Source organism: Treponema sp. UBA785, assembly GCF_002297065.1.
Lineage (GTDB): Bacteria > Spirochaetota > Spirochaetia > Treponematales > Treponemataceae > Treponema_D.
In genome coordinates this window covers 24801-50857 of sequence record NZ_DBJD01000030.1, presented here as the reverse complement: position 1 = coordinate 50857, position 26057 = coordinate 24801, and the positions used below count along the sequence as shown (strand labels likewise).

Genomic DNA, 26057 nt, shown 5'->3' with positions numbered 1-26057 from the left:
GCTTTTTTTATTTTGCTTTAATTCTTATTATTTTTGCCTTGCCTTCGAGAGTGACTTTTTCTCCCGGAGAAACTGCAAAAATCTGTTCTGCTTGCAAGGTTTCAAAAAGAACTTTTTGTCCGTCGGAATCTGTTCTTGTTGCTTTTAGTTTTTCTGCGTTTACAACGAATAAAAGTTCATAGCCTTCGTTTTTGGAAGCAAGAAATGAATATCCGCCAGAAAAATTTTTTTTGATAAGCGAAAAATACGGACACTCAAAATTTTGTGCAAGAGGCGCAATTGGCGACAAACTGAATGGTTTTCCGTCTGAAAAGCAGTTTTTTGTGTCTGCTTCGAGTTTTATTGATTTTACGCCTTTTTCGATATGCAGTTCGCGCGGACGTCCCCAGTCGTAGAGCCTGTATGTAATGTTGCAACTCTGCTGGACTTCCATAAGACGAATTCCTCCGCCTATTGCGTGCACAGTTCCTGCTGGAATAAAGATGAAGTCGCCTTTTTTTACTTCAACGCTGTTCATAAGTCCAGAAACCGTTCCGTTTTTTATTGCGGCAGAAATCTGTTCTTTTGTGCAGCCGTCTTTTAAGCCGGCAATCAGTTTTGCGCCTTTTTTGCAGTCAAGAATGTACCAGCATTCAGTTTTTCCGCGGGAGCCTTCACCTTCAAGTTCAACGGCTGTTTTATCGTCCGGATGAACCTGGACAGAAAGAGTGTCATTTGCCTGAATGATCTTTACAAGAAGAGGATAATCTTTTACGAGTTCAATAAAATCTTTTTGGGAACCGTCTTTGTGGGTTGATGCAATCCAGTCTTCGTATCCCCATACTTTTTCTGAGCGAATTGGTGTTAAAAGTTTCAATTATTTGTCCCAAAGTTTTTCAGGATAGTAGCCAGATGCAATTTTTTCGGCGATTGCGTCTTTTACAACCTGTTTGTCTTCTGCGTAAGTCATGCCAAACCAGCTTTCTTCGGAAGTGAATACTTTTATCTTGCCTTTATTGTCTTTGATAATTTGACTTGCGGCAACTGGAAGAAGCGCTTCTGCTTTTTGTTCTTCGAGGTTTGTTTTTTTGAATCCGTCCCAGTATTTTTCAAATTCATCGAAAGCGGCAGGTGTAAAGCCGAAGAGATTCATGCTGACAGTTTCGTTTCCGGTCAGTTTGTAGATTGTGCCGTTCAAATCTGATTCAATTTCGTTTCCGCTGAAATTTTCGCCAGTATAGTAAATTTTTGTGTTTTCGGTGATTGATTCAAGGTAGCCGTCTTTTGTCCGGCAGACTCCACGGCTTACAGAACCGTTTCTGCTCATTGTTTTTCCGAGAATGTAGCCGACCATTGCGTGTTCTGTGCAGCTATTGTCGATAGAAGAAAGGTATTTTCCGAGTGTTTCAAATGCTGAGCGTCCGTAGTAGTCATCTGCATTGATTACTGCATAAGGAGTGTTGAGCGCTTTTTTTGCGCAGAGGACAGCGTGAAGAGTTCCCCATGGCTTTTTGCGGCCGGCTGTCTGAGAAAGTGCGTATTCGTCGGCAGTCAAAAGCGCTTCTGGCGACTGAAAAACATATTCGGCATCGATATTTTTTGCAATTCTGTCAAAAAGACGTTCACGGAAATCCTTTTCAATGTCCTTTCTGATTATGTAAACGATTTTTTCAAAACCGCATTTTTTAGCGTCATATGCAGCGTAGTCAAGAAGACACTCTCCGTTTTTTCCAACTGTATCAATCTGTTTGATTCCGCCGTAACGGCTTCCCATTCCTGCCGCAAGTACGAGTAAAGTAGGTTTCATAATAATCTCCCGTAATGAATGTTATTTTAGAACATCTTTTTGTGCGTTCGAAATTCATTTTAGCACTAAAATTTCACTTTTTCAACAAAACGGTTTTTTCGTGTTTGTTCGAGTTTTTTGTGTAAAGTGATTCTTGAAAAATTGAATAATATAATCGATTTTAATAGAAAAATGCAGAATCTTTTCTGATTGTAACAAGAGTTTTTATTCATTATAATTGAAACTTCTAAAAAGTTGTGAGGTTTGTATGCTTACTTTGAAATTTGGTGGTACTTCGATGGGATCCGCCCGCAGAATGCTTGATTCTGTGGAAATTATGCTTGGCAGGGCAAAAACTGACAGGATCAGCGTAATTGTTTCTGCCGTTGCCGGAGTTTCTAATGCTCTTCAGGCCGCTATTGACGGCTGTGTTTCTGGTTCGCTTCCTGCAAATTTCATAGACGGCATAAAAAGGACTCATGGAGATATTTGCGCCCAGCTTCATGCTTCTGTAGCAGGTTTTGACTCTGATTCTACAATGGCAAAAATCGAACCTAACTTTATTGAACTTGAAAAATTGCTTTCTGGCGTTGCGGCTTTTGGCGAATGTCCGGAATCAATTTACTGCCGCATAATGGGGATGGGCGAACTGTGCTGTGTTCCGATTATAAATGCAATTCTTATTGCAAAAAAACAGAATGTTCTTGTTTTGGACAGCCGAAAATTCATCTTTACAACTGGAAACCAGATTGAAAGCGATCCTGATTATGCAAGAACTTCGGAAGCTCTTGGACCTTACCGCGATGGAGCTGAATGTTCTCAGGCGCAGATTCTTCTTTTTCCAGGATTTGTATGCGGTTGGTCTGCGCATGCCGATGATGAGCCGAAAATGGGACTTTTGGGGCGCAATGGCTCGGATTTTTCTGCCGCAATAATAGGCGCCTGCCTTGCTTCTAAAAAAGTTGAATTTTGGACAGATGTTGATGGAATCTATACTGCCGATCCTCGTGTCGTAAGCGATGCAATTCTTGTTGACGATATGACTTACGAAGAGGCGATGGAACTTTCGTTCTTTGGTTCAAAAGTCCTTCATCCAAAAACTCTCGCCCCTCTTGTTGCCCGCGGAATCGAAGCATGGAGCTTAAATTCTCACAATCCCAAGGCGCGTGGAACTAGAATTGGCCGCGGCCCTTTTGAATCTGAAAAAAAAGTTGGGCCTGTCTGCGGAATTTCTTGTCTGAAAAAAACAGCCCTCGTTTCAGTAAGCGGTGGAGGAATGAAAGGTAAAACTGGCATTGCAAGCCGAATTTTTGCCGCAGTAAGCCGTGCAGGAATCAGCATGCTTTTGATTACTCAATCTTCTTCAGAATATACAATTTCGTTCTGTGTACGCCAAAGCCAGAGCGTAGAAGTAAAAGATGCTCTTGAGTCTGAATTTGCATTTGAAATCCGTGACGGCCTTATAAATCCGATAAGTGTAATCGAAGACTGTGCAATTGTGTCGATTGTCGGCGATGGTATGAAGCAAAATCGTGGTGTTGCAGGAAAATTCTTCAATGCGCTTTCGAGCCGAAGCATAAATATTCTTGCGATTGCACAAGGTTCAAGCGAACGCTCAATTTCGACAGTAATTGCCGGTGAATATGGCGACATTGCCGTAAAGACAACACACAGATTCTTCTTTAATACAACTCAGCCGATTGAAGTTTTTGCTTTTGGCGCAGGAACAATTGGCGGAGCCTTGCTTGATCAGATTTATAAACAGCAGAAGATTTTGAAAGAACAGAATATCGACATAAAAGTTTGCTGTATTGCGACAATGCGAGGAATGCTTCTTGACGGAAATGGACTTGATTTGTCTGACTGGAGAAATGCAGTTTCTGTTTCTGGAAAAAAGACGAATCTTGATGAAGTTTTAAAATTTGTAAAGGAAAACAAGCCTCTAAATCCTATTTTTGTTGACTGTACGGCAAGCTACGATCTTCCAGAACGCTATCTTGATGTTTTGAATTCTGGCATGAATGTCGCAACTCCTAACAAACGTGCAAATTCAATGTCTATGCAGTATTATCGTGAATTGCGTGAAACTGCGAACAAAAATCATGTGCGCTTTTTGTACGAAACAAATGTTGGAGCAGGACTTCCGATTATTGATACTTTGCAGAACTTGTTTAAATCTGGAGACAGCCTTGCAGGTTTTAACGGAATTATGTCAGGTTCTCTTTCGTATATTTTTGGAAAACTCGACGAAGGAAAAAAATTTAGCGAAGCGGTAAAAGAAGCAAAAGAAATGCGCTTTACGGAACCTGATCCTCGCGACGACCTTAAAGGAACTGATGTTGCACGCAAGGCTCTGATTATTGCGCGCGAAGCCGGAATGGAAATTGAACTTTCTGACATAAAAATGAATTCGATTTTTCCTGAAAATTTCAGCATAGAAGGAACTGTAGACGAGTTTATGGCTCGTTTGCCGGAAGTTGATTCTTATTTTGATGAAAAAATGGCTTCTCTTAAAAAGCAGAATAGAGTTTTGCGAATGGGCGCATCGATAAAAAACGGCAAGGTTTCTGTCGGAATGCTGGAAGTAGGACCAGAAAATCCTTTATTTGCGGTAAAAGGCGGTGAAAATGCCTTTGTATTTGAAACAGCAAGATATACGCCAATTCCTTTGACAATCCGCGGTTACGGAGCAGGAGCAGACGTTACTGCGGCCGGAGTATTTGGCGACGTCTTAAGAACGGTAAGCTTTAATCCGGAAGTGTAGCTTTTGATAAAAAATCCGTGCGGCAGAATGTTGCACGGATTTTTTTTATAAAAAGCAGAGTTTGGTGAGCTGTCTATAGCAGTTTTGCGGGGCGTTGCGGGGTGCCCCCGCTTGAAGGGGTAGCGGCCGGCGCAGCGGGCGCGCAGGGGAAGGCTTTCCCCTCCTTTAATTTAATTCAACATAGGTTTTTCCGAATCCGCCGTCTTCTGGCGAAGCGTAATGAAAACTTTTGACGGCCGGGTATTGCGAAAGATATGTTTGGACTGACTGCTGCAAAATGCCGTTTCCTTTGCCGTGGATTATAGAGAAGGTTTTGAAATTGTGAATTTGGCAGAGGTCGAGCTGGCGTGCAAGGGCTTTGAGGGCTTCTTCTTCGCGCATTCCGAGGAGACGCAGCTCGAAAACTGGTTTTGCCTGTCCAGAAATGTCTTGGGCAAGTTCTATGCTGACAGTCGCGCGAATTTGGGCTGGGGCTATGAGCTCAAGATCCTTTTCTTTTAAATTTATTCTGATTGAGCCTAATTGTACTGACCAAACGCCTTTTTTTATGCTGGAAATCAATGTTCCGCGTGTTTTTGTTGCCCTGTGCAGAACTTCGCTGCCGGCTTCGAAGGCAAGTGGCGAAACTTGTACGGTCTGCGCCTTTGTTACGAAACTTGAGCCTGCTTGTGCGCTGAGTTTTTCTGCTTCTTCTGCTGTGTATGTGTTTTTTGCCAGTGCGAGTGCCTGCGCATTGCTGAGCTTTTTTTTGCTTGCCTTGTTTGATTTTGGGCGGTTTGAACTGTTTGTGCTTATGAGCATGCCGTTTTCCAGGCGGACAGGTTCTGACTTTAATTTTTTTTCGAATTCTTCTTTTTGTTTTTCGAGACGGATTTTTTCTTCTTCGAGGGCTTTGTCTGATTTTTCGACTTTGCCTGTAAGTTCGTTTAAAAACTGTTTTACGCTGAGTGTTTTTTCGCGGGTTATTTCGCCTTCGCGGAGGGTCCGCACGAGATTTTCGAGTTTTTTGCGGGTTTGCGAAACAAAAAGTCCTGATTCCTGCTGCTCACGTTCTCTAAGTTCGAGTTCTTTTTCTTTTTGACGAAGAAGCTTTTGTTCCAGCTTGAGTTCTTTTTCTTTAAGACGGCTTTCGAGGTCTGCTGCTTCTTTTTCGGCTTTTGCAAGCTGGGCGTATTTTTCGGTAAGACCTTTTATGAGCGTGCTTACGTCTGCCTGTTCGCTTTGAATGTAGTGTTTTGCTTTTTCGACTGTTTCTGAGCTTAAGCCTGAACGTTTTGCAATGTCTAAGGCGTGGCTTTCTCCCGGAACTCCCATCAAAAGCCTGTATGTCGGGCTTAGCGTGTCCGTGTCAAAATCTACGCTTGCATTTATGCAGAATTTGTTTGTGTAACCGTAATTTTTTAAAATTCCGTGGTGGGTTGTGACAAGGACGAATGCTTTTTTTTCGATAAGATGGTCAAGAACTGCCATTCCGATTGCTCCGCCTTCCTGTGGATCTGTTCCGCTGCCAAGTTCATCCAGCAGAACAAGGCTGTCTTTATCTGCCTTTTTTACCGCTGCCGCAATGTTTTTCATATGTGCGGAAAAAGTTGAAAGGCTTTGGTCAATTGACTGTTCATCGCCAATGTCTGCAAAAACCGAGTTGAATACAGGAAGCCTTGTGCCGTCTTTTGCCGGAAGTGGAAATCCAGTCTGGTTTAAAAGCGCAAAAAGCGCAAAGGTTTTGAGGCTGACTGTTTTGCCGCCGGTGTTTGGGCCTGTGATTATGAGAACATTTTTTTCGTTTAAAAATTTCATGTCTATTGGAACGGCTTTTTCGCCAAGAAGCGGATGCCTTGCTGCGACGAGGGCAGGAGGAAGAGCGGTTCCGTCTTTTTCTGTGCAAGAAAGCGCATATGTACAGTCGTTTTCAATTCCCCAGCGGGCCGCCGCGCAAGTTTGGTCGAGTTTGATTAGAATTTTGAGGGCGGAAGAAATGAATTCAACATAGGGCGCTATTTTTGCTGTGAGTTCTGTAAAGATTTTTCGTGTTTCGCTCTGAAGATGGAATTCTTCTTGAATAAGTTCATTATTTTTTCGTACGACTTCGTCAGGTTCGATAAAAATTGTCTGGCCTGACGCGCTTACTTCGTGGACAATTCCCGAAATTCGTGCGCGCTGATTCGCTTTTACCGCAAGAACCTGCCTGTCTGCCCTGAACGCCGGAACATTGCTCGAAAGTACGTTTGAAAGGCTTGAATCTGCCGTGTATTTTTTGAGCGCTCCTGCAATTTCTGATTTAAGCTGGGCGATTTTTGCGCGGATTTCGCGTAGAACCGGAAGGTCTTTTAGTTGTCCGTCCTTGTCCAGGACTCGCGAAATTTCGTTTTTTACTGCCAAGAGCTCATTTTCCGGAAGAGTCTGCGAGAGTGAATGAAGTTTTTTTACGGACAGTGTTTTTGAAGCGGTGTTTATTGTTTCTTCTGCGTTCAGGGCCGAAGTTGCAAACTGCAAAATTGCAAAAAGCTGTTCGCGGTCGAGAGTTGTTCCTTCAATACGTAAAATCTTAAAAAAAGAATGAACCGGATTCCAGCTTTTTATAGAAAAAGAAGATTTTGAATTGAGAATTATGTCCCATTCCCGGCTTAAATTTTTTAATTCTTCGATTTTTTCATTTTCTGTAAACGGAAGTTTTGTTTTAAAAAGTTCCTGTGATTCTTCGCCTGCGCAAAATCCTGCAATTGTGTCGCGGATTCTAAAATAGGCAAGGTCTTCGAGTGTTTTTTTGTGCCACATTGTTAGTCTGTCCAGCTGCCTGTTTTAATTTCTTCTGAGATTTTTTTCCAGTTTTCATAGCGCTCTCGGCTGATTTTGCCAGATTCAACGGCTTCGAGAATTTTGCAGCCTTTTTCGTTTATATGTGTGCAGCTTAAGCCAAAGTTGCATTTTCCGACAAGGGGAGAAAATTCCCTAAAGTAAAGTGCAAGGTCTTTTGATTCGATGCCGTGCAGTACAAAGCGTCTGACTCCTGGAGTGTCGATTATTGAGGCTACAGCGCCTTGGATGCCGCCAGTAAGCGATTCGTTTAATTTTATGTGAAGCAAAGTGCCTTTTGTTGTTGTGTGGCTTCCTTTGCCGTATTTTTTAGAAAGACTTCCTGTCTTGAGAACGACAGTGCTGTCCAGAACGTTTACAAGAGATGATTTTCCGACACCGGACTGGCCTACAAGCGCGCAGAGTTTGTTTTGGATAAAATGTGCAAACTCAACCATGCCTTCGCCAGTTTTTGCAGAAATTTTCATCACCTTGTATCCGAGTTTTTCCCAGATTGAAACGTATTTTAAGAATGATTCGTCTTGAGAACCTTCAAGGTCGCATTTATTGACGAGAATTATCGGTTCGATTCCCTGTCTTTCGGCCTGTGCAAGTTCGCGGTCAATAAAACGCGGACGGAAATCAGGCTCTTCTGGGGTTGTAACGAGAATTACATAGTCAAGATTTGCTGCCAGAAGCTGCGGAGAACGTCCTTTTACGTTCCAACGTACGAATTCGTTTTTGCGCGGAACCAAAGCCGTAATTTGACCTTTTTTGTCTTCAAGACTGTCAACTTCAATTTGGACAATGTCGCCAGGAGCAAGCGGATTGTAATATTTTTTGTCTGATTTTAACCTTTTGCTTTTGAGGGCGCATGAACGGGTTGTAAAACCTCCGTCATCTTCGGAAAAAGATTCAACTTCAAAGACATTGTTCGAGCCGCTTAAAACGGTACCTGTAAGTTGGTTCATATAAGTTGATTTTACGTAAGATTTTAAGGTTTTGCAATATTTTCTGGAACCTTTTCGCCAGTCGGCGCGCTCACCTCGCGGGTTCGCTTCTTTTTGTTGGAGGGGGGGGGAAGGGGGATGCCTAATAAGTTCTAAATGTCATTGTCGTTCTTGATACTGCGATGTTTGCATAGCAAGCTCGGTTAGCAATCTCTAAATGATTGCAATATATTCATTTAGATTTTCGTGGCAGACCCTAAAATGGCAGAAAATATACTTTTGGGACATTGCCCATAAAAAAAGACATCCCAAAAGATGTCTTTAAGCTTTTTTTAGCTCCAACGGGAGTCGAACCCGTCTCCCCGCCTTGAGAGGGCGATGAACTAAACCGATATTCGATGGAGCCTTTTGTTTTTTTATAAAAAAAGCCGACTATTAAAAGTCAGCCCTTTTTCGAGTTCCCCAAGGAGGATTCGAACCCCCACAGTCAGAACCAGAATCTGAAGTGCTACCATTACACAATCGGGGAATGTGATTTGTGATGTAAACTACTATATGAAAAAATAAATTTTATGTCAAGTGTTGGATATTAAAAATTTAGTTTTTTATGTGCGCTCTGTATTTTTTGTTTTGTTGAAAAGAAAATGCTTTTTTTCTAAAATATTCTTGATGTCGAGATCTTGCACAAAGCTTTTTATAAAGTTGGATAAAAATTATGTTTAATGCTGGCGGAATTTCTGCTTTTGTTTTTGATATGGATGGAGTGCTTTTGGACACTGAAAGTCTCTGTAAAAAATGCTGGAGACTGGCGGCTGAAAAATGGAATCTTAAGGGCGTTGATGAAGTTTATTACCAGTGTGTAGGGCAGTCAGATCAGGATACTCTTTTTACTCTTCAGAATTTTTTTGAAAAACAGAATGAAAATTTTAATGTTCGAGAATGGTATGATTATGCCAGAAATCTTTTTCGTAAAACAGAAGAAAGCGAAGGAATTGAACTTATGCCAGGTGCAAAAAACTGTCTTGAGCGGCTAAAAAATAAAGGTTTTATTCTTGCGCTTGCAAGTTCAACTAGAAGACAGGCAGTCGAAAGACAGCTTTCTCGTGCTGGATTGATAGATTATTTTGAAACACTTACCTGTGGCGACAGCGTAGAGCATTCAAAGCCAGATCCTGAAATCTATTTAAGGGCCTGTTCCTCTGTCGGTATAGATCCAAAAAACTGTGTTGCCGTCGAAGACAGTCCGAACGGTGTTCTTTCGGCGTATAATGCCGGTTTAAAAGTTATTTTAGTTCCAGACCAGATAAAACCGGACGAAAAAATAAAAAGTTTGTGCGCAAAAATTTTAAATTCCCTGGAAGAAATTTAAAACTGTGTAAAAAATTTGAGAAATCTTCTTATTGTTAGGATTTTTTGATTTTGGTATAATCTCTCTCTAGTTTTTTATGGTCTTTAAATTTTATTTTGAAGGCTGAACTTTTTTAGCGAAGGAATTTTTTGAAATTTTACAGGGTACGAAAATGGCTTTAGATTTTGCAAAAATGCGCAACATTGGAATTATGGCTCACATTGACGCCGGAAAAACAACAACAACTGAGAGAATTCTTTTTTACACGGGAAAAATTCATAAAATCGGCGAAATTGATGATGGTACCGCAACTATGGATTTCATGAAGCAGGAACAGGAGCGTGGAATTACGATTGCTTCTGCTGCAATTACGACTCAATGGAAAGGCTACACGATAAATATTATCGACACTCCGGGACACGTTGACTTTACTGCCGAAGTTGAGCGCTCGTTGCGTGTTTTGGACGGTGCAGTTGCTGTAATTTGCGCTGTTGACGGTGTTCAGCCACAGACCGAAACTGTATGGCGGCAAGCTGACCAGTTTAATGTTCCAAGACTTTGTTTTGTAAATAAAATGGACAGAATTGGAGCAGATTTTTTCTATTCTATAAATGATGTCCGCGAAAAATTTGGCGCAAATACCGTTGCCCTTCAAATTCCTATTGGACAGGGCGAAAAATTTGAAGGCCTGATTGATTTAATCAAAATGAAGGAAATTCGCTGGAACGAAAGCGATGAAGGCGAAACTTTTATTGAATCGGAAATTTCTCCTGAAAGAAAGGACGAGGCTGAAAAGTGGCATGCAAAACTAGTTGACGATGTTGCTTCGGCTGACGATGAGCTTGGAATGATTTATCTTGAAGGCGGAGAAATCTCTGACGATATGCTCAAGGCCGCTTTGAGAAGATGTACGATTGCTAGAACTGCGGTTCCTTGTGTGCTTGGTTCTGCGCGCCGCGACAAGGGAATTCAGCCTTTAATTGATGCTGTTCTCGACTATTTGCCTTGTCCGACCGATGTTCCTCCTGCAAAAGGCCTTCATATAAAAAAAGACCGCGAAGAAGAAGTAGAAATTCCTTGCGACGAAAAGAAGATGCCGCTCGGTCTTGTTTTTAAAATCCAGCAGGACAAAGATATGGGCACTCTTTGCTTTGTCCGCGTTTATTCCGGAAAATTTACAGCAGGAAGCCAGTATCTTAACGTCGGAAAGAAAAAGCGTGAAAGGGTGAATAGAATCCTTCGTGTAAATGCAAATCGAATGGAGCAGATGGACAGCGTAAGCGCAGGCGATATTGCCGTTTTTGTCGGACTAAAACTTGCTTCGACAGGCGACACTCTCGGTTCCGAGGGAATGCCGGTTCTCCTCGAAAGCCTTAAATTTCCTGAACCTGTAATTTCTATTGCAATTGAACCGGAAACTCTTTCTGATAAAGATAAGCTTATTGATACGCTTGCAATTATGAGCCGCGAAGATCCGACTTTTACAAGTCACGAAGATGCAGAAACTGGGCAGCTTATCATAAGCGGAATGGGCGAATTGCATCTTGACGTTTTGGTTACAAGAATGAAGGAGGATTTTGGCGTTAAGGCGAATGTTGGCGCTCCTCGCGTAACATACCGCGAGTCTGTAACTTCTGAGGTTGAACAGAGTTCTGTTTGGGAGAAAAATCTTGCCGGAAAAGACAATTTTGCAGGCGTAACTTTAAAAATTCAAAAGAATGAGCAGGGACAAGGCAACACTTATTCTTGCGCGGTTCATGGCGGAGAAATTCCAGACGAAATTTACGACGCTATAAAAACAGGAATCGAAAACTCGTTTGCGTCTGGAATTCAGTACGGCTATCCTTGTGCCGATGTCGGCGTAACTGTCACAAAAATCGACTACAACGAACTTACCGGAACACCTTTCGCATTTACTGCCTGTGCAGCCCAGGCTTTTGACGAAGCTGCAAGAAAAGCAGGTCCTGTAATTCTTGAGCCTGTTATGAACGTTGACATTACAAGTCCTGTTGAATTTGTAGGCGAAGCGATCAGCCAGATTACTCAGCGCGGTGGAATTATCAGCGGCCAGGATTCTAAATCTACCGGCGAGATTATCCATTGCACTGCTCCAATGGCAAAAATGTTCGGATTTTCTACAAACCTTCGTTCTGTAACCCAGGGACGCGCAAGCTTTAGCATGGAATTTTCACATTTTCAGGTTAAGCAGGGCGGCTTAGATAACGCAGGACTCTAAAAATCAGAGACATTCAAAATAAAAGAAAGCCGTCAGAAACTTACTTTTTGGCGGCTTTCTTTTTGCAGGATAAAAAATAAAATTTGCAAAAAAAACAGAAAAATTTAAAAAAAACGATTTTAATTATTGACTAAAAAATTTATTTTAGTTAATATAAATACATCGTGCGGGGATGGTGGAATTGGTAGACACGCCAGCTTGAGGTGCTGGTGACGCAAGTCGTGGCTGTTCAAGTCAGCTTCTCCGCAACTTGCAAAAGGCTGTTCGGTTTTATCGGACAGCCTTTTTTTATATCGGCTGGTTTATAAAAACGGGCGCGTCAGGGGCTGATAGCCGCAAAAGCGGTTCGGACACGCATCGCGTGGCTGAACGGAAAAATTGCGGAGCAATTTTATAACGCAAAGACCCGGCGGCTTTGCCGGACGCCCTTAAAAATCAACCGCATGGAGTTTTTTTATGCCAGCTGCATTTATTAACTGTGGTGCGATTATTTTTGGTTCGATGATTGGACTTTTGTTTGCGCGGAAAATTTCTGAAAAAGTTACGGATTCTATTACTTTTGCATGTGGCGGAGTTACTTTTGTGATGGGAATCCAGATGGCGCTAAAATATCAGAATGTTGTCTACTTGTCGCTTTCCGTAATTTTGGGCGGAATTGCAGGAACTTTGCTCGATATTGACGGCGCGGTTTTAAAAGTTGGAAAATGGCTAGGAAAAGTTTTTGGGCAGAACGCTGAAGAGAATTCTTTTGAAAATGAAAATTTAAAAAACTTGAGCGTAAAAACTGCCGGCGAAATTAACAGCGGAATTTCGGAATTTTCTTCAGGGAAGCCAAAAAAGAATTTTGCCTATGCTTTTTTAAATTCGTCTGTGCTTTTTTGTGTCGGCGCTATGGCGATCGTTGGTTCTTTCAAAGCCGGAATTGAAAAAGATTATTCTATTATTTTGTTAAAGTCGATTCTTGACGGTTTTATTTCGATTGGAATGGCGGTTGCCCTTGGAGCTGGAACTGCTTTTAGCGCGCTTTCAGTGCTTATTTATCAGGGGCTTCTTACCTTGCTTTCTGTCTGGATTTCGCCTTTTGTAACCGAAAAGCTTTTGAACGAAATTACAGGAAGCGGAGGCGTTCTGATTGTTTTTATCGGACTTAACATTATGGCGATAAAAAAAATAAAAACTGCAAATTATCTTCCAGCCGTTCTTTTTACGGTTTTGTTTGTTTTGCTTGAGCCTGTATTTAAAGGAATTTTTTAATTTTTTGATTTTGGTGGCATTTTGCGCCGCGTTCGCTGTGCAAAACCGGCGTGTTCTGCGCTTGCGCTTTCGCTCCATTTGGGGCAATTTCGAAATTTGTTTTTTTCTGGCTGTAAAAAATAAAAAATCTTTTCATAGTAATAAAAAAATCTGCTAAAAATTGCCCCAAACGCCTCCGGCGGCGCGCCATACGCCTTGCCTGAAAAAGGTTGGCGGAAAAAAGGTTGAATTTATTTCGTTTTTTTTTTAAGATATTTTCATAATCTAATCCCTTAAATGCCACGAGGAGGAAAACTAAATGGCAAAGGTTGAACTAAAAGGCGTTACAAAAGTTTATGACGGTGATGTTCTTGCCGTTGAAAAGTCAAATGTAACAATTGAAGACCGCGAATTCTGTGTATTTGTAGGTCCTTCTGGTTGTGGTAAATCTACAACTCTCCGTATGATTGCAGGTCTTGAAGACATTACTGCCGGCGAGCTTTACATCGATGGTGAATTGATGAATGATATTCCGCCGAAAGACCGCAATATTGCAATGGTATTCCAGAATTATGCTCTTTATCCGCATATGACTGTATACGACAACATGGCTTTCGGTCTTAAAATCCGCAAAACTGACAAGGCAGAAATCGACCGCCGTGTCCGCGAAGCTTCTAAAATTCTTGACCTTGACAACTATCTTGCTCGTAAACCAAAGGCTCTTTCTGGCGGTCAGCGTCAGCGTGTCGCTGTAGGCCGTGCTATTGTTCGTTCTCCAAAAGTATTCTTGTTTGACGAGCCTCTTTCTAACCTTGACGCAAAACTCCGTGTTACAATGCGCGCTGAAATTTCTGATTTGCACAACCGCCTTCAGGCAACTATGATTTATGTAACTCATGATCAGATTGAAGCTATGACAATGGGTACAAAAATCGTTGTAATGTCAGAAAAACGCATTCAGCAGATTGGAGAGCCTCTTTACCTTTACAATCACCCGATTAACAAATTCGTTGCTGGATTTATCGGAACTCCTCCAATGAACTTCTTCAAAGTAAATATTGCTGAAGAAAACGGCAATGTAATTGCAGACGAAGGAAACTTTAAGCTTGTGCCAACTGCTGACCAGCAGAAACATCTTAAGGCTTATGTTGGAAAACAGGTTTGGTTCGGTGTTCGTCCAGAAGACTTGGATTATCATGATTCACCAGCTGCAGAAAACAACATGGCGGTAAAAGTTACAAACAAAGAACCGCTCGGAGCAGAAACTCACGTATTTGTTCAGGTTCAGAATGTAAACATTGTTGCTAAATGTGAACCAGTTGTAAATCCGCAGCTTGGAGATACTGTAAACTTTACTCCAAAAATGGAAAGATGCAAGTTCTTTGACTTGGAAACAGAAGTAAATATCTGTGAACCAGAAATCGAAAAGAAATGGTAATCAGAACGGCGTTTATATAAACGGCTGATAAAAAATCCCGGTGTGAAAAACATTTTACATCGGGATTTTTTTTTGCTTACGGCTTATAATTTTACCAGACAAATAAGTCTGCGCAGTTTCGTTCTCCGCCAGAAACATCGATTGCCTGTCCTGTGCAGAATTTGTTTATTACTGTAAGAAAGTAAATCCAGTCGGCGGCTTCTTGTGCGCTTGCCCAGCGTTTTAGAGGGGTTGCGTCCATGATTTTTTGCCAAAGCTTATCGTTTTTTATGACTTTTTCGTTTAATTCTGTCAGCACGCCTCCAAAGCATACTGCGTTGCAGGTTGCGCGGTATGAATTTGCAAGGCGAATTGCACAGTTTTTCATGTAGCCGATTATTCCTGCTTTTGAAGCTGCGTACGAAGGAAATTCGTTTCCTGTAAGAGCGGAAACAGAGGCGTTGAAGAGCACTGATTTTATTTTTGGCTGAAACGCGTATTTTTGAGTTACAGCCATCGTGCCGATAAGATTTACCTGAATGTCTTTTTCTCCACCTGTCAAAGCCGGAGTTTGAATTCCTGCGTTGTTTACAAGAATTTCAACGTCAGGAATTTCCGGAAGAGAAGATGGGGCGGAAATATCTGCTGTAAAATGAGAATAATTTTCCTTATTTTTCGCATCATGGCTTTTTGAAATTGTGTCTGATTCAATATCCAATCCGATTACATTAAATCCTTCCGAAAGAAATTTTAAAGCTGCGGCCCTGCCGATTCCCCGGCTTGTTCCGGTGATTAAGACTTTCATGTTTGATTATGCCTGTTTTTTCTGATATTCAAGATATTCGTTGCCGACATTTTCCTTTTCCCACTGGCGCACTACTTTCCAGCCAAGTCCGGAAAAAACAACTTCGCACAAAAGTTCAAAAAACGCTCCTATTGCAGAGCAGACGATAACCTGAGTCCAGCTCCAGCCAAAGAAAATTTTTGAAACGGCTGTTGCAAAGATAAAATTGTCTGCAAACTGGGCAATTGCCGTTGAAATGTAGGAGCGCAGTGCAAAACTGAAAAAATTGTTTTTTTTGAGAAAAGAACCGATTGCTGTGTTTAAGAGCGCATTTATTATTGAAGAGGTGATGAAGGCAAGGGCCGAGCCCAAAACAACGTACCACGAACCGCCGAATGTTGCGTTTAATGCGCGGTTTACTTCTTGATTTTCTGTCGTATAAAACTCGCCCCACATTCCAGGCGCTTTTGAGAGAAGCGCAAAAATAAGGCAGACAGAAAGATTTACTGCAAGCGCGAGAATCGAAACTTTGATGGAAGCTTTTGCTCCCCAGCGTTTGCAGATTATGTCCATGCACAGGAACATTATCCAGCTAAAAGTAAATCCGCAGTCAAGGGCAATGTACTTGAAATTTACGAGTTCTTTGTTTGCCATTAAGTTTGCGCAGACAACCGACAGAATAAACAGTGAAACTGTAAGTGAAGGAATGTTTCGCAGGAGAATTTTAAAATCTTTTATTTCCTGCATAAGCTTTGAAGAGAGTTTTTTCATAAGAACGATGGACGCAAAAACGTCCGCCTCCATAAGAATTTTGATTTATAAAGCGCAGGAGAATTATGAGGAATCATAAACTGCGCAAAAACGACTTTATATTGTTTGCTCTAAAAAGGCAAGCCGTGTTTGCATTTTGCCATAATAGTTGCTCATAAAATTTTTGTCGATTGAAAAACCGCCCTGGATTTTGTAAAATTGCCTTAGGTGGGCTATATGCAAAAAAAATCCGTTGTAATTTATAAAAGTTTTTGTGCTCTTGTCGAAGGCGAAGAATCTTCCAAAATTTTAGTGAGCTGGTGTGTTTCTAGAGCTACTTTGTCAGGAAAAAAAGCAGTTTACGCAAGTCAGAAAGTGCGTCCGCGCGATATAATTTTGTTGAGCGAGAATCCAGCTTCTTCACTGGAAAATTGTCTTGATTTTGCAGAAAACGCTTTAAAGCCGGAGAGTCAGGTTCAGAATCAGATTGCAGAAATTTACGAGCTTTTGAGCAGCGAAAACGAAACTTCATCATCATTTATGCCCTTTTCTGAGCTTGTAGAATTGATTCGCGGAAAAATTGCCGCCGATGAAGCTTGGGGCGTCTATTGCGCTTTAAAAAGCGGATTTTATTTTGAAGAAAAAATCGATAATTCTGACATTGAATGTCAAAAAATTCTTTTTATTCCTCGTTCTGTCGAAAAAATCGAAGAATTAAAAAACAAGGCTTTTGAAAAAGAACATGCCGAAGAAATGCGTGCTGCCTTTATAACCAGATTGCGCCAGGGAAAACTTGATTTGCCTGCTGACGGAAAATATATGCAGGAAGTAGAAGCATTTGCGCTTTGCAAGACGGACAGCTGTAAAATTTTAAAAGATGCGGGAATGAAAGAAACTGTCGAACGTGCCCACGAAATTCTTTTAAAAACTGGAATTTGGGATATTACAAAAAATCCTTATCCTTTGCGCTGGGGGCTTAGCACAAAGAGCGCAAAATTGAGCCTTGGACGTCCGCCGGAAGAAGACAGGGTAAAAGTTGAGGGAACAAGTTATGCAATCGATTCTGAGTGGTCTGCAGACCCTGACGACGCGATTTGTTTTGACGGTGAATACCTTTGGGTTCATATAGCAGATCCTGCAAGCACTGTTTTGCCTGACAGCCCGATTGATATTTGTGCAAGAGGACGTGGAGCGACTTTATATATTCCTGAAGGTGCGGCTAGAATGTTGAGCGAGGACTGCCTTGAAGATTATGCGCTGGGATTAAAAGAAATAAGCCGTGCCCTGAGCTTTAAAATTAAGCTGAATGAAAATTGCGAAATTGAGGACTGCGAAATTTTGCGTACGATTGTTGATGTAAAACGCCTGTCTTACAAAAAAGCCGATGAGCTAAAAGACAGCGCGGAACTAAAACCTCTTTTTGAAATTGCCAGAAAAACAGCCGAGCGGCGCAAAAAAAACGGCGCTGTTTTTATCGAAATGCCAGAAATTCACGTTGTTGTTGAGCCAGAGACAAAAAAAGTCAGCATGGAAGAAGTTGTGCATTACGAGAGCGGAGAGGTTGTGCGCGAATGTATGATTCTTGCAGGTGAAGGAGCGGCAAAATTTGCCTTTAAAAACAATATTCCTTTTCCATTTATAAGCCAGGATGCGCCGGATATTCCTGCTGTTTTGCCGGAAGGACTTGCCGGACAATACAGGCTCAGACGTTGCATGCGCAAGCGAAATGTCGGCGTAACTCCGTCTTCTCATGCGGCGCTTGGTCTTGGAATGTACAGCCAGGTAACTTCGCCTCTTCGCCGTTACGGAGATTTAATCGGACACGAGCAGTTGCGCGCATTCATAAAAAATGAGCCTTTAATTGACAAAGATACAATGCTTATGAGAGTTGCCGCTGGAGATGCCGCGGCGAGAGCTGCAAGGCAGGCAGAAAGAAACAGCAATACACATTGGACTTTGGTTTATCTTTTGCAGAATCCTGGGTGGAGCGGAAACGCAATTTGCCTTTCTAAAGAGCAAAAACAGTCAATTTTTTTAATCGAGGAACTCGGAATGGAAACCGCAATTGCCGGTGTAGACTGTGAATTGAACGGCAAAATTACTGTAAAAGCTGAAAAAATCGACTTGCCGGCTTTGAGCGTTGTTTTTGTTAAAGTCTGACAAAAAAAATACTGTAGTTGTGCATTAGTTTTTAATTCATTATAATTTCCGAATATGATAGTAATGAAATTTGGCGGTTCAAGTGTTGCTGACGCCGAAAGAATTAAGCACGTTGCCTCTATTATTCAGGCTTATGAAAATGAACGTCCGCTTGTTATTTTGAGCGCAATGGGCGATACAACGGATCATTTGCTCGAAGCGGCCGATTTGGCTGTAAACGGAAAGGTTGACATTTCGAAGGTTGAAAAACTTCACCTCGATACTGCCAGAATTTTGGATGTTGATGTTCCTGCGATTGAAGAGCTTTTGGGCGAATTAAAAACTTTGCTCACCGGAATTAGCATGTTGCACGAGCTTTCTAAGCGTTCACGAGATTATCTTGTAAGTTTTGGCGAGAGAATGTCAGTGCGCTTGATGTCGGCATATCTCAACAAGCAAAATATTCCTGCAAAATTCTACGATGCTTGGGATGTGGGCTTTGTTTCAGATTCAAATTTTATGAATGCGGAACTATTGCCGGACGTATGGAAAAATATTCCGGAGAAACTTGCTGCTTATAAAAACGGCGAACAGAAAGAAATTCCGATTGTTACAGGTTTTATTGCAAAAGACAAAAACGGTGTGATTACAACCCTCGGCCGTGGCGGTTCTGACTTGTCTGCAACTATGCTTGGCGCTGCTCTTGGCGTTGATGAAATCCAGACTTGGAAAGATGTTGATGGAATTTTGACGACAGATCCGCGGATTGTAAAAAATGCGCGTCCTGTTCCAGAAGTTACTTATGAAGAAGCTCAGGAACTTGCGATGTTTGGGTCTCAGGTTTTGCATCCACGCTCAATGATCCCATGCCGAAAAACAGGAACTCCAGTCCGCGTAAAAAATTCATACAATATAAAGAGCGAAGGTTCTGTAATCCGTGCAAAACACAGTGGAAAGACCCCGCGCGTTCTTGCGATTACAAACGTTAAAAATGTAGATTTGATTGATATTCAGTCAAACAGCATGTTCGGCGCATGTGGATTTTTGGCCCATGTGTTCAACCAGTTTTTAAAATGGAATGTTGTTGTTGATGTGATTGCGACTTCAGAAGTTTCTGTTTCTCTTACAGTAAATGGAAATTCTAAACTTGACGGACTTGTTGAAGACTTGAAAAAAGCGGCAGATGTGACTGTAAAAAATGAAAAGGCTATCGTAACGATTATTTGCGATGCCTCTTCGTCAAGTTCGATTCTTGCGGACGCTTTTGCGGCGCTTAAAAAAGAAAATATCAACGTTCAGATGATTTCTCAAGGCGCAAGCAAGGTTAATATAAGTTTCCTTGTTGACAATTCTCAGGCAAACACAGTTGTTCAGATTTTGCACAAGGCATTGTTTGAATAGTCAAGAAGTTTAGTTTTTTATAGCTCCGGATTTGCTTGTTTCCGGGGCATTTTTTTTAGCTTTTGCTTGGCGCAAAACCCGTTTATTTACGTGTGTGCTATAAAGCTCACGACCGGGCTTTATAGCCCGGATTGGAGCCCCGGAGTTGCCGGAACGGCAATGAGCGCTAGCGAAGGGCGGAAAGCCGGTTTGTGCGGAGATGCGCTCCAAATAAAAAATATCGGTTATAAACTTGAAAATCTTTAGTATGCTATATTGATTAAATCTATACAAAAGAATAAAATATTCTGCATTCTACACTAGTGTTATTATGCTCGTGAAGAAAAAAATAGCAATTTTAGGACTTAAATAAGTCCTTTGGAGGATAAAGTGGTCAAAATCAGACTCAAGAAATTCGGTACAAAAAAGCGTCCAGCTTACCGTATCGTAGTGCAGGATTCACGCAAACCACGTGATGGCACAACAATCGAAGAGATTGGAACTTACGATCCAATCGCGGCGGGAGAACAGTTTTCTGTAAAAGAAGATCGTGCAAAGTACTGGATCAGTGTTGGCGCTCAGCCTTCAGACACTGTACGCAAACTTTTCAGCACAAAAGGCCTTAACAAATAACTGAACTGGAGTAACGGGGAATGGAAAAAGACCTGATTGAATACATTGCAAAATCATTGGTCGATGATCCCAGTGCAGTCTCGGTAACTGAAACCGAGGGTGAGCGTGGTCCTGTTTTGGAGCTTCGTGTTGCCCAGGGTGATATTGGTAAGGTGATCGGTAAATACGGCCGTATTGCAAAAGCTTTGCGTACTGTTTTAAGTGCGTCTGCTTCAAAAGACGGAAGACGTTATAGTCTTGAAATCTTGGATTAGTTAATGGCAGAACAGACTGAACAGTTTATTGTAGGATTTATCCGCGGTTCTCATGGAATTTCGGGTAATATGAAAGTAGAAAGTACTTCCGGTGAATTTGAGCATTTCTATTCAATGAAGGAGGTAACTTTAAGGAACGGTAAGACAGGAGACTCAAAACTTTGTAAGGTTGAGTCGGTTAGTGAAGGCGCCGGTACCTTGTATTTAAAACTCGTGGGAATAGACTCACCCGAAGATGTTCGTAAGCTCAGCGGATGGCAGATTGTAGTACCACGGAAATATGCCAAAAAACTCGGAAAAAACGAGTGGTATATTGAAGACCTTAAAAATTGTGCCCTTAACTTTTATCCTGAACAGGGCGATGACGGATTGGCAGTTTGGACTGCGCCTGCTGTGGGTAAACCTGTAACAGTGGGAACAATCACAGACGTAATTGAAGGCGGTTCTGGAAATCTCCTTGAGATTTTACTGGCCGAGAACTGTGACTTGCTTGTTCAAAACGTCAAATATCTTGCAGACGGGAAAACAGTGAAAACGGTTTACGTTCCATTTAATCCTAAGTTCGTAAGAAATATTGACATAAAAAACAAGTGTATCCAGTTGATGCACCTCTGGATTCTGGAGTAATTCCATGAAATTTACTGTGCTGACCTTGTTTCCTGAGATTCCGCGCGCATTTTTTGAAGCCTCAATCATGGCGAAGGCGGTTGAAAAGGGAATTATTGCTTACGATTTAGTGAATATCAGGGATTTTGCCTTTGATAGACACAAGACTTGTGATGACAAACCGTATGGAGGCGGAGCCGGTCAGTTGATGATGGCGGAACCTCTCGGGCGCGCATTGGACAGCGTTAAAGCTTACAAAAAGCATGTAATATATGTTACACCTTCTGGTAAGCCGTTTACTCAGTCAAAGGCGCAGGAACTTAGTCAGAAGGACGAAATTGTCCTTATATGCGGAAGATACGAAGGTATTGACCAGCGTATAATTGATGAGTACGTAGATGACGAAATTTCCATTGGAGATTACGTTATGTCCAGCGGAGAAGTAGCCGCAACCGTTGTAATCGATGCTGTTTATCGGCTGGTTGATGATGTTATTACTCACGAATCACTGGAAGAGGAAAGTTATTCTGGCGGACTTTTGGAATATCCGCAGTATACTCACCCGAAAGTATACAGGGGAATGGAAGTTCCGGATGTTTTAACCGGTGGCAACCATGAATTGATCCGAAAGTGGCGGCTGAAAAAGCAACTTCAAAAAACGCTTGCAAACAGACCGGACTTAATCGTTCAGGCAAGGTTGAGAGGGCAGCTTACTTCAGAAGCTGAAAAAATGATTGAGGAACTGACTGACATGCACTTTCAAAAGCATGAAAGCAGAAAACGCCGTGGCAGAAAAGCTGCGGATAAATCAGGAGTATAACAATGGATCTTATTAAGACTATTGAAGAGCAGCAGAAAAAAGAGAACGCTTTGCTTTACAAAGTAGGTGATACTGTAGTTGTTCACTTTGAAATTATCGAAGGCAAAGTAAAACGTATTCAGAAATATGAAGGCGTTGTAATTTGCATTAAGGGTTCTGGAGTTCGCAAGACATTTACAGTTCGCAAGACTTCTTACGGCGTAGGTGTTGAACGTGTATTCCCTGTATACAGCCCACGTGTAATCAAAGTAGAAATCTTGAAGACTGGTAAAGTTCGTCAGTCTAAAATTTACTACCTCCGCGGCAAGGTTGGTAAGGGTGCAAGAATTAAGGAGCTTCTTGGACCAAAAGCAAACGCTCGTATTGCTGCATCACGTGCTGCAAACAAAGCTGCTGACATTGCAGAGGCATCAATCAATGCAGACGCAAAAGCTGCTGAGGCAAAGGCTGCTGAAGCTGCTGCAAAAGCAAAAAAGAAGTAATTTAAATCTGTCTTAAGTTTTTTTAGCCCGGTTCATAAAAGTTCCGGGTTTTTTTATGTATTCATCAGTTCAAGTTGTAAGCGGCAATAATGGTTTTTCTCAAAAAAATATATCTTCATCTTTGCATGACGGAAGTGTTGTTAAGGCCCGTGTAATTTCTAAAGAAAAATCTGGTTTTTATGCGGTGAGCTTTGCAGGACATAAGTTTCGTGTTCAATCACAAAAATCACTTTTGCCCGGACAGGTTTTTAAAGCGCAGATTTTTGTAAAAGATGGAAAAGTTTTTCTAAAAGAAGTTTTGGAAAGCGCAAAAAACAGCGGACTTGAAACTTTTAACCTAAAAAATTTTGATTCTTCCAATCCAGATTTAAAAAACATGCTTATAACGCTTGGACTTCCTGTAATTCCTGAAAGCTTGCGGCTGATTCAGTTTGCGCTCGAAATGGGAATTAAAATTGAGCCTTCAAAGCTAAAAAATTCTCTATTGCGCGGACAAAAAAACGAAAAAAAAGATATTCAAAAATCGCAGGTTGCGCTTTTGCTCGGAGAAAAAGGCCTCTCACCGACAGATTTTGCAGTTGAAGCGGTTACAAGAAATTTTTACGATGAAGAAAATTCAGGAAAAAAGAATAGAGAGAATGACGAAAATTCTTTTTTTGAAAAAAAATCCGGCGAAGAAAAAATAAATTCGGACGACATAAAAGAATATTTTGAAACTGTTTTTGAAAGTGCCCGGAAAAATGAATGCGGACCGCTTTCTTTATTCAATTCTCTAAAACCCAAAAACAGCGCTGAAAGCCATTGGATTGTTCTGCCGTTTGAATGGAGTTTTAACGGTTATTTTGGAGTAATTAGAGTTTTGCTTTCCGATGATAAAAAATGCATTAAGAAATTGCTAATAAATTGTAAAAATTCACAGAAATCCTATTCGTTTGTGTTATATTTAATGGAGAACAAAGTAAATGCAATAAAATTTGCATTAAAGAATGCTTCTGACAGTGTTTTGCAATTTATGAATGAAAAGTTAAAAACTTTTTTTCCCTTTAGTTCTATAGAATCGGCAGATTTTGAAGAGCTTGAAGGTTTTGCGGCAGAAAATACGGAGCTTGGTATTTTTGATGGAGAAGCGTGATGGAAAAAAAACAAAAAGCCGTCTGCCTAAAATATCCAGAAAATGCCGTTGCACCGTTCATTGCTGCAAGCGGACAAGGTTTTGCAGCAGAAAAAATGCTTGAAATTGCCCGGCAAAACAAAATTCCTGTTGTAGAAAATGAAAACCTTGTAAATGTGCTTTCTGTAGAAAATGTTGGACAGATAATTCCAGAAAGCCTGTACGAAGCGATTGCAAATATTTTTGCTTTTATTTCATCGGCAGAAAGGAAGTTGTAATTATGGCAGCAATGAGTTCCGCTCTAGACAAAAATTATTTGAAAATTTCTTGTTCTGAAATCCAGTTGGGCGTGCGTTTTTCTGCGCCTGTTTTTTTTGACGATGGAAAGAATATGTTTTTGGCAGAACGAAAAACCGCAAAACAGTACCATATCGATGCTCTAAAACGCTGGAAAATTCCATATCTTTTGTCTTTTGGCCACAAAATTGACAGCGAAAATTTAACCCTGGACGAAAATTTTGATGATGTTGCGGAAGTTGAAGAATTAGAGGAAATTTAGCGGTTTGACAAGACTCTCAGATTCTATTTTTTTTGTACATCCCTCAAAACGCAGCGTTGGAAATGACGGAGAAAACAGGGCCGTGCTGTTTTTGGAATCAAGAGGTTATAAGATTATTGCCCGTAATTGGCGGACAAGATTCGGAGAAATTGATATAATAGCACAAAAATCAGACTTGCTCGTTTTTGCAGAAGTAAAAACCTTGCCAAGCGGCGGACTTGAAACGCTAGCGCATGAATTAAATCTGAGAAAGCAAAAAAGAATAATCGAAACTTCTAAATTCTTTCTTGCAAAACATCGACAATATAATAACAGCAAAATTCGTTTTGACGTTCTGGCAATTGATGTGCCGGAGTTGGAACCTGTTTATCATATCGAAGATGCTTTCTCGGAGCTTGTATGACTGCAATTTCAAAATCTGTAAATAACCAGTTTTCTGACCGTGTGTTGGAGTTGAGGCGGAAAATTCATGATTCAGAATACGTGGATTTTGCCGTGCAGCGCATTGCACAGGTTTTGAGCCGAAAATTGGTGGAAGACAGCGAGACTGTATACGACGGGAGAAAACATGGTACGAGATAATCATCGCCGTGGTAAAAATCGCGGAAACTGGAGTTCAAGAAGTTCTTCCTCTTATGGAGAAAAATCTAATTCAACTAATTACCAGAACGGTTCAAATTCTTTTAATAAAAATTCAAAACAAGAAAAAAATCGTCCTTCTTTTGCGCAAAGAGCTGTAACGAGCGCAGAAATTCAAAAGCAGGCTGAAGCAATCAGGGCTTTTAAGACAGCTGTGGTAAAATGCGCAATCTGTGGCGAGCAGATAAACGATATAGCAAGCGCAATAAATAACCGTGGAGATGGAAAGCCCGTTCACTTTGACTGCGTGTTAAAACAGCTTTCTGAGCAGGAAAAACCTGGACCGAACGAAAAAGTAACTTACATTGGAAACGGAAAATTTGCGGTTCTTCATTTTGACAATGTTCACGACATGCGCCATTTTTCAATAGTTAAAGAAATTGAATGGGAAGCGCGGGACAGCGAACGCGGAGAATGGAGGGACACAATGTCTTCCCTTTACTCACAGGTTAAATAAAATTTTTATGTTTTTGTCCACAAGTCCGCTCAATTGCTGCGGACTTGTTTTTCTTGCATTTGCAACAAAATTATAGCAATGCTCGATTAAGACAGGAGTATTTGTCTGCCCTCTGAACGGAACTGGCGCCAAATAAGGGGCATCTGTTTCCATTAAAATGCGGTCGTCAGGAACGTAGCGGAGCAAGGCGAGCATTTCTTCCATTTTTGATTTTTTAGTGTAAGTTGTTCCGCCTCCAAAAGCCAGATACCAGCCTTCATCCAAGAATTTTCTTGCTTCTTCCAGTCCGTAGCTGTAGCAGTGAATAATTCCGTTGTGAAAATCCATATTTTTGAGGCAGCCGATTGTGCCTTCAAAAGCGTCGCGGCTGTGCACAATCAGCGGAAGCTCCATTTTTTTTGCAAGCTCAATCTGCATCTGAAAAAGTTCCAGCTCTCCGTTGAATGTTTTTTTGTCAAAATCTTCTTCGCACCGGCCGTCAGCTCCCGAAGGATTCCAGTGGTGGTCAAGACCGCATTCTCCGATTGCAATAATTTTTTTAGGAGTGTTTTTGTTAAAGAGTCTGATATTTTCCTCAAGCCGGGCAATGTCTTCGTCTCTGTTTTTGATTGCGCCGACATCAGGCCAGATTCCTGCCGAAAACTGAATAAATTTTTCTGTTTTTTTCTTGAGTTCGTCCGAAAGTCCAGAAATCGCGCTGGCAATTGCATTCTTTCGCGGAAAAAGGTCGTCCGCCTTGGTGCCAATATCCAGACCAAAAAAAGTGTCGCGCTCAGCCAAAGCCTTGAGAATTGCCTGGCCGTCAAGATTGCGTTCTTCTGTAAGATGATGAAAATGAAAATGAGTATCGCTGAACATAGCTCGATTTTATCAAAATTCGCAGCGTTGTAAAATAGAGCGCAAATTTTTAATCTAGGGGCATTTTGCTTTGCAAAAC

At 41.3% G+C, this 26057-nt stretch carries 24 protein-coding genes, 3 tRNA genes and 1 pseudogene; 19 read left to right on the top strand and 9 right to left on the bottom strand.

From position 1 onward, the window contains the following. Positions 1 to 7 precede the first annotated feature (7 nt). Positions 8 to 856, bottom strand: a complete 849-nt coding sequence (locus tag B2X33_RS02410) for a type I phosphomannose isomerase catalytic subunit (RefSeq protein WP_296667350.1) — start codon at positions 854 to 856, stop codon at positions 8 to 10. Continuing rightward, positions 857 to 1786: a nucleotidyltransferase family protein gene (locus tag B2X33_RS02405; protein WP_296667348.1), complete on the bottom strand. Its 930-nt coding sequence runs from the start codon at positions 1784 to 1786 to the stop codon at positions 857 to 859. Positions 1787 to 2033: 247 nt separating this feature from the next. Between B2X33_RS02405 and thrA the strand changes: the two genes are divergently transcribed. Beyond that, positions 2034 to 4529, top strand: a complete 2496-nt coding sequence (thrA, locus tag B2X33_RS02400) for a bifunctional aspartate kinase/homoserine dehydrogenase I (RefSeq protein ID WP_296667345.1) — start codon at positions 2034 to 2036, stop codon at positions 4527 to 4529. Between the two features lie 165 nt (positions 4530 to 4694). Here the strand turns inward: thrA and B2X33_RS02395 are convergent, their stop codons facing one another. The 4 genes from B2X33_RS02395 to B2X33_RS02380 form a co-directional block, all read right to left on the bottom strand. Continuing rightward, entirely contained in the window at positions 4695 to 7304 is a 2610-nt protein-coding gene (locus B2X33_RS02395; RefSeq protein ID WP_296667343.1) for an endonuclease MutS2, read from the bottom strand. A gap of 2 nt (positions 7305 to 7306) precedes the next feature. Beyond that, the gene (gene rsgA / locus B2X33_RS02390) at positions 7307 to 8293 is read right to left on the bottom strand and encodes a ribosome small subunit-dependent GTPase A (protein WP_296667340.1); all 987 of its coding nucleotides are present in this window, start codon (positions 8291 to 8293) and stop codon (positions 7307 to 7309) included. A gap of 312 nt (positions 8294 to 8605) precedes the next feature. Further along, positions 8606 to 8678: transfer RNA gene (locus B2X33_RS02385), tRNA-Glu, on the bottom strand. Positions 8679 to 8730: 52 nt separating this feature from the next. Then, positions 8731 to 8801: transfer RNA gene (locus B2X33_RS02380), tRNA-Gln, on the bottom strand. Between the two features lie 186 nt (positions 8802 to 8987). Here B2X33_RS02380 and B2X33_RS02375 point away from each other — a divergent pair. From B2X33_RS02375 to B2X33_RS02355, 5 genes are all read left to right on the top strand, one after another. Next, positions 8988 to 9641 carry an HAD family hydrolase gene (locus B2X33_RS02375; protein ID WP_296667338.1) on the top strand — a complete coding sequence of 218 codons (654 nt, stop codon included), beginning with the start codon at positions 8988 to 8990 and terminating at the stop codon, positions 9639 to 9641. A 151-nt stretch (positions 9642 to 9792) separates the two neighbouring features. Then, complete coding sequence (gene fusA / locus B2X33_RS02370; protein ID WP_296667335.1) at positions 9793 to 11856, top strand: elongation factor G; 2064 nt, start codon at positions 9793 to 9795, stop codon at positions 11854 to 11856. Positions 11857 to 12022: 166 nt separating this feature from the next. Beyond that, positions 12023 to 12104 (top strand) — tRNA-Leu (locus tag B2X33_RS02365). A gap of 208 nt (positions 12105 to 12312) precedes the next feature. Further along, a complete protein-coding gene (locus tag B2X33_RS02360) occupies positions 12313 to 13110 on the top strand; it encodes a DUF554 domain-containing protein (RefSeq protein ID WP_296667332.1) in 798 nt (265 codons plus the stop codon). Positions 13111 to 13408: 298 nt separating this feature from the next. Next, on the top strand, positions 13409 to 14527 hold the full coding sequence (locus tag B2X33_RS02355) for an ABC transporter ATP-binding protein (protein ID WP_296019723.1): 1119 nt from the start codon (positions 13409 to 13411) through the stop codon (positions 14525 to 14527). A gap of 91 nt (positions 14528 to 14618) precedes the next feature. On the opposite strand, the gene B2X33_RS02350 is transcribed toward B2X33_RS02355, so the two are convergent. Next, the gene (locus tag B2X33_RS02350) at positions 14619 to 15311 is read right to left on the bottom strand and encodes an SDR family NAD(P)-dependent oxidoreductase (protein ID WP_296667328.1); all 693 of its coding nucleotides are present in this window, start codon (positions 15309 to 15311) and stop codon (positions 14619 to 14621) included. A 6-nt stretch (positions 15312 to 15317) separates the two neighbouring features. After that, positions 15318 to 16061, bottom strand: coding sequence for a VUT family protein (locus B2X33_RS02345; RefSeq protein WP_296019714.1), 744 nt, complete (start codon positions 16059 to 16061; stop codon positions 15318 to 15320). Positions 16062 to 16277: 216 nt separating this feature from the next. On the opposite strand from B2X33_RS02345, the gene B2X33_RS02340 reads away from it, so the two are divergent. The 13 genes and pseudogenes from B2X33_RS02340 to B2X33_RS02280 all read left to right on the top strand — a co-directional run bounded on the left by B2X33_RS02340 (position 16278) and on the right by B2X33_RS02280 (position 25120). Beyond that, positions 16278 to 18200 (top strand): ribonuclease catalytic domain-containing protein, encoded by a 1923-nt coding sequence (locus tag B2X33_RS02340; RefSeq protein WP_296019712.1) that lies wholly within the window; start codon positions 16278 to 16280, stop codon positions 18198 to 18200. A gap of 54 nt (positions 18201 to 18254) precedes the next feature. Beyond that, positions 18255 to 19580, top strand: coding sequence for an aspartate kinase (locus B2X33_RS02335; RefSeq protein ID WP_296019709.1), 1326 nt, complete (start codon positions 18255 to 18257; stop codon positions 19578 to 19580). Between the two features lie 369 nt (positions 19581 to 19949). Then, the gene (rpsP, locus tag B2X33_RS02330) at positions 19950 to 20192 is read left to right on the top strand and encodes a 30S ribosomal protein S16 (RefSeq protein ID WP_234969880.1); all 243 of its coding nucleotides are present in this window, start codon (positions 19950 to 19952) and stop codon (positions 20190 to 20192) included. 20 nt (positions 20193 to 20212) lie between these two features. Beyond that, entirely contained in the window at positions 20213 to 20446 is a 234-nt protein-coding gene (locus B2X33_RS02325; protein WP_078930370.1) for a KH domain-containing protein, read from the top strand. A 3-nt stretch (positions 20447 to 20449) separates the two neighbouring features. Beyond that, the gene (locus B2X33_RS02320; RefSeq protein WP_296019700.1) at positions 20450 to 21073 is read left to right on the top strand and encodes a ribosome maturation factor RimM; all 624 of its coding nucleotides are present in this window, start codon (positions 20450 to 20452) and stop codon (positions 21071 to 21073) included. Between the two features lie 4 nt (positions 21074 to 21077). Then, on the top strand, positions 21078 to 21872 hold the full coding sequence (trmD, locus tag B2X33_RS02315) for a tRNA (guanosine(37)-N1)-methyltransferase TrmD (RefSeq protein ID WP_296019697.1): 795 nt from the start codon (positions 21078 to 21080) through the stop codon (positions 21870 to 21872). A 2-nt stretch (positions 21873 to 21874) separates the two neighbouring features. Beyond that, positions 21875 to 22222 (top strand): annotated as a pseudogene (rplS, locus tag B2X33_RS02310) (50S ribosomal protein L19); the annotation flags it as partial. Positions 22223 to 22409: 187 nt separating this feature from the next. Then, positions 22410 to 23486: a TP0910 N-terminal domain-containing protein gene (locus B2X33_RS02305; protein ID WP_296667323.1), complete on the top strand. Its 1077-nt coding sequence runs from the start codon at positions 22410 to 22412 to the stop codon at positions 23484 to 23486. Then, the gene (locus B2X33_RS02300; protein WP_296019686.1) at positions 23486 to 23743 is read left to right on the top strand and encodes an EscU/YscU/HrcU family type III secretion system export apparatus switch protein; all 258 of its coding nucleotides are present in this window, start codon (positions 23486 to 23488) and stop codon (positions 23741 to 23743) included. The genes B2X33_RS02305 and B2X33_RS02300 overlap by 1 nt, the downstream gene beginning before the upstream one ends. 2 nt (positions 23744 to 23745) lie before the next feature. Then, on the top strand, positions 23746 to 24024 hold the full coding sequence (locus B2X33_RS02295) for a phosphohydrolase (protein WP_296667320.1): 279 nt from the start codon (positions 23746 to 23748) through the stop codon (positions 24022 to 24024). Between the two features lie 4 nt (positions 24025 to 24028). Next, positions 24029 to 24427 (top strand): YraN family protein, encoded by a 399-nt coding sequence (locus B2X33_RS02290; protein WP_296706551.1) that lies wholly within the window; start codon positions 24029 to 24031, stop codon positions 24425 to 24427. Further along, positions 24424 to 24606, top strand: a complete 183-nt coding sequence (locus tag B2X33_RS02285; RefSeq protein WP_296019678.1) for a hypothetical protein — start codon at positions 24424 to 24426, stop codon at positions 24604 to 24606. The genes B2X33_RS02290 and B2X33_RS02285 overlap by 4 nt, the downstream gene beginning before the upstream one ends. Then, complete coding sequence (locus tag B2X33_RS02280) at positions 24593 to 25120, top strand: hypothetical protein (protein ID WP_296667317.1); 528 nt, start codon at positions 24593 to 24595, stop codon at positions 25118 to 25120. Before B2X33_RS02285 ends, B2X33_RS02280 begins: the two co-directional genes overlap by 14 nt. Here B2X33_RS02280 and B2X33_RS02275 read toward each other — a convergent pair. Then, positions 25106 to 25978: a TatD family hydrolase gene (locus tag B2X33_RS02275; protein ID WP_296667315.1), complete on the bottom strand. Its 873-nt coding sequence runs from the start codon at positions 25976 to 25978 to the stop codon at positions 25106 to 25108. The genes B2X33_RS02280 and B2X33_RS02275 overlap by 15 nt on opposite strands. Positions 25979 to 26057 lie beyond the last annotated feature (79 nt).

Excerpts from the sequence above, each read along its gene's own strand:
- B2X33_RS02405 (WP_296667348.1), bottom strand. The coding sequence starts at position 1,786 with ATGAAACCTACTTTACTCGTACTTGCGGCAGGAATGGGAAGCCGTTAC.
- thrA (WP_296667345.1), top strand. The coding sequence starts at position 2,034 with ATGCTTACTTTGAAATTTGGTGGTACTTCGATGGGATCCGCCCGCAGA.
- B2X33_RS02395 (WP_296667343.1), bottom strand. The coding sequence starts at position 7,304 with ATGTGGCACAAAAAAACACTCGAAGACCTTGCCTATTTTAGAATCCGC.
- rsgA (WP_296667340.1), bottom strand. The coding sequence starts at position 8,293 with ATGAACCAACTTACAGGTACCGTTTTAAGCGGCTCGAACAATGTCTTT.
- B2X33_RS02375 (WP_296667338.1), top strand. The coding sequence starts at position 8,988 with ATGTTTAATGCTGGCGGAATTTCTGCTTTTGTTTTTGATATGGATGGA.
- fusA (WP_296667335.1), top strand. The coding sequence starts at position 9,793 with ATGGCTTTAGATTTTGCAAAAATGCGCAACATTGGAATTATGGCTCAC.
- B2X33_RS02360 (WP_296667332.1), top strand. The coding sequence starts at position 12,313 with ATGCCAGCTGCATTTATTAACTGTGGTGCGATTATTTTTGGTTCGATG.
- B2X33_RS02355 (WP_296019723.1), top strand. The coding sequence starts at position 13,409 with ATGGCAAAGGTTGAACTAAAAGGCGTTACAAAAGTTTATGACGGTGAT.
- B2X33_RS02350 (WP_296667328.1), bottom strand. The coding sequence starts at position 15,311 with ATGAAAGTCTTAATCACCGGAACAAGCCGGGGAATCGGCAGGGCCGCA.
- B2X33_RS02345 (WP_296019714.1), bottom strand. The coding sequence starts at position 16,061 with ATGAAAAAACTCTCTTCAAAGCTTATGCAGGAAATAAAAGATTTTAAA.
- B2X33_RS02340 (WP_296019712.1), top strand. The coding sequence starts at position 16,278 with ATGCAAAAAAAATCCGTTGTAATTTATAAAAGTTTTTGTGCTCTTGTC.
- B2X33_RS02335 (WP_296019709.1), top strand. The coding sequence starts at position 18,255 with ATGATAGTAATGAAATTTGGCGGTTCAAGTGTTGCTGACGCCGAAAGA.
- B2X33_RS02325 (WP_078930370.1), top strand. The coding sequence starts at position 20,213 with ATGGAAAAAGACCTGATTGAATACATTGCAAAATCATTGGTCGATGAT.
- B2X33_RS02320 (WP_296019700.1), top strand. The coding sequence starts at position 20,450 with ATGGCAGAACAGACTGAACAGTTTATTGTAGGATTTATCCGCGGTTCT.
- trmD (WP_296019697.1), top strand. The coding sequence starts at position 21,078 with ATGAAATTTACTGTGCTGACCTTGTTTCCTGAGATTCCGCGCGCATTT.
- B2X33_RS02305 (WP_296667323.1), top strand. The coding sequence starts at position 22,410 with ATGTATTCATCAGTTCAAGTTGTAAGCGGCAATAATGGTTTTTCTCAA.
- B2X33_RS02300 (WP_296019686.1), top strand. The coding sequence starts at position 23,486 with ATGGAAAAAAAACAAAAAGCCGTCTGCCTAAAATATCCAGAAAATGCC.
- B2X33_RS02295 (WP_296667320.1), top strand. The coding sequence starts at position 23,746 with ATGGCAGCAATGAGTTCCGCTCTAGACAAAAATTATTTGAAAATTTCT.
- B2X33_RS02285 (WP_296019678.1), top strand. The coding sequence starts at position 24,424 with ATGACTGCAATTTCAAAATCTGTAAATAACCAGTTTTCTGACCGTGTG.
- B2X33_RS02280 (WP_296667317.1), top strand. The coding sequence starts at position 24,593 with ATGGTACGAGATAATCATCGCCGTGGTAAAAATCGCGGAAACTGGAGT.
- B2X33_RS02275 (WP_296667315.1), bottom strand. The coding sequence starts at position 25,978 with ATGTTCAGCGATACTCATTTTCATTTTCATCATCTTACAGAAGAACGC.